Genomic DNA, 2,176 nt, shown 5'->3' with positions numbered 1-2,176 from the left:
CCTTTACCGTGCTTTTTGACGAATTCTGTTCGTTGGCAAAATCGACATTTTACTTCAATCATCGCCATTTAATTTCTCCGAAAAAAGGGGAATTATATACCACCATCAACGGATTGAATACGTGACCAGCAATTTGCCAACGTGTCCAGACATAGGCCGCAATTTGTGCGGTGGTATGCATCAAATTGACGGTCAGATACTCAACTAATTCTGTCGTTTGTTCGGCAGACAAACGGCTTTCAGAGCCCCCATTTTCAGGGGTGAGCTTTTCCTCAGAGAAATAATCTTTCAGATGACGACTGACGGTACTTTCATGAATACGCAAGGCCTGAGCAATCATCTGGGCTGTCCAGCCCTCGGAAGCTAAAAGAACGGCCTTGATACGGTCGCGTACCCGTCCATCACGAGTCGTATCATGCATTAATTCGAGGGCGTGTTTTTGGTCTGACGTCAGATGAATTTTCATGGGCATCAACATGATCTAATTTAAGTAAAAAATCAAGCATCTTCAATTACGATGGGTATATAACCTATAAAATCCCCCCGTTCGTTAACAGGGCTAGCACCTAATATTTTTTCTGACTTGATACCACCGGGATATGCGATTTCTACTTCTTTAGCGAAATCATGTCCTCTACCCAAAGTTGCATTCACATCTATTCCCACACCTTTTTTATCTTTTATGGCATATACAAAACCTTTGGAAGTGTAAAATTCGGAACCAAATTCTGCTGCAACGCCTGGCGAAGTTGTAGGGCTTATAAAATAACTTGGCGGGTCTTGGGCATCCATCATATGCTTGTACAGATCTTTACTTGTTCCCCATGGTTTAAATCCATCATTGAAAATTTCATCAGGGTTTCGTGTATCACCTCGATAGGTTAAAAGATAGTCCAACTCATCGCAGTCACTGCCCGCTAATCCAAATGGATCAATAAAATTGGTAGAGTTGTGAACATATCCGTAAGGATTCAAGCTCCCCGCCAGCCCGATCGGGTCTTAGGGTGGGTTCCGGTGCGGTCATACTTTTTAAGTGATTTCACCTTATATATCATATTGTTAAAGAGAATCTTTTACTTGTTCCGCCCATCACTGCGAACCTAAAACACCGAGGTGCACTTTTGGGCTGTTTAATCCGTTTGCCCCGGTGCGTTTTTGCCCGGCTACAACAGCAACTAAGAGCAGGGACTGAGCCGCTCTTAAAAAGAAGAAAGCCGGAAGATCGCAGGGATCTTTCCGGCTTTTAGCTAACAATGTGAAATTTAAATAAATTACTATGATTTTATATGCTTATCTAACTCTTTTTCACAGGTGTACATTAGGTTAAGCACAGGATTATCGTAGTCATTATAAATTTCTAGATATCCTCTAGTCATATTCTTCACAATGTTGGCTTTTAGCTCTCCTGATTCTAAAGATAAAAGCGTTTTTTTATAAAGAGTTATAATTGAACTTAAGTGGTTTTCTTGCCTAAGCTCGACTAATAATTCCAAATCGGAAATTATCTTTTTGACTAAACTAATCAATTCCTTGTTATTCATTCGGTTATCTCTATTTTGATGGAATAGATCTTACATCTTTTATCCAAGATGGATCCCAATCTCTAGGTAGGAGGATTTGAGTTGCTTCTCCTTTAAGAACCGCCCCAAATTTTGTTGTTTGTGGTGCAACCTGACCTACATGGAGCGCAGTTCCTTTAGGAACCAATATCTTAGCTTCAAATTCCCTAGTATTTTTCCATTCAGATAGAAGAGCTACATTAATTTTTGCTTGTATACGGTTAGATGCGGGAAGATCTGATACGAATGAGCCACCTGGTTTAGCATTTCCACCATAGACACAATATACATATGTATCTTGAGTTGTGACGACAGTTTTATATTTACCATCCTTATAAGAATCAACTATCCAGCCATCTAGTTTGGCTTTTTCAATTTCGGTATATGATTCGCTTGAAAACATTTTCCCGCAATCAGCACCGACTAACCCAAACAGGTCGGATTATGCACATACCCATATGGATTCAAGCCGCCCAGCAGCCCGATGGGATCTTAGGGACGATTCCGGCACGGTCATACGGTTTTAAGCGATTTTTTCCTTGATTATCAGCTTATTAAAGAACCGCTTTTACCCGTTCCGCCCATTCCCGCGAACCTAAAATGCCGATGTGCACTTT

3 protein-coding genes and 1 pseudogene are annotated in these 2,176 nt (G+C 40.9%); all 4 read right to left on the bottom strand.

Features of this window, described 5'->3' with window-relative positions; all coding sequences use genetic code 11:
- Positions 1 to 190: 190 nt before the first annotated feature.
- Positions 191 to 466: pseudogene (locus Xenpb_RS19190) on the bottom strand (transposase); the annotation flags it as partial.
- Between the two features lie 32 nt (positions 467 to 498).
- Positions 499 to 975: a hypothetical protein gene (locus Xenpb_RS19185; RefSeq protein ID WP_187655715.1), complete on the bottom strand. Its 477-nt coding sequence runs from the start codon at positions 973 to 975 to the stop codon at positions 499 to 501.
- A 299-nt stretch (positions 976 to 1,274) separates the two neighbouring features.
- Positions 1,275 to 1,541, bottom strand: a complete 267-nt coding sequence (locus Xenpb_RS19180) for a hypothetical protein (protein ID WP_187655714.1) — start codon at positions 1,539 to 1,541, stop codon at positions 1,275 to 1,277.
- A gap of 10 nt (positions 1,542 to 1,551) precedes the next feature.
- Positions 1,552 to 1,962, bottom strand: coding sequence for a hypothetical protein (locus Xenpb_RS19765; RefSeq protein WP_222943052.1), 411 nt, complete (start codon positions 1,960 to 1,962; stop codon positions 1,552 to 1,554).
- Positions 1,963 to 2,176: the final 214 nt, after the last annotated feature.

This window comes from Xenorhabdus sp. PB62.4, assembly GCF_014467285.1.
Taxonomy (GTDB): domain Bacteria; phylum Pseudomonadota; class Gammaproteobacteria; order Enterobacterales; family Enterobacteriaceae; genus Xenorhabdus.
The sequence above is the reverse complement of the archived record's forward strand: the minus strand, read 5'-3'. Positions and strand labels throughout refer to the sequence as shown.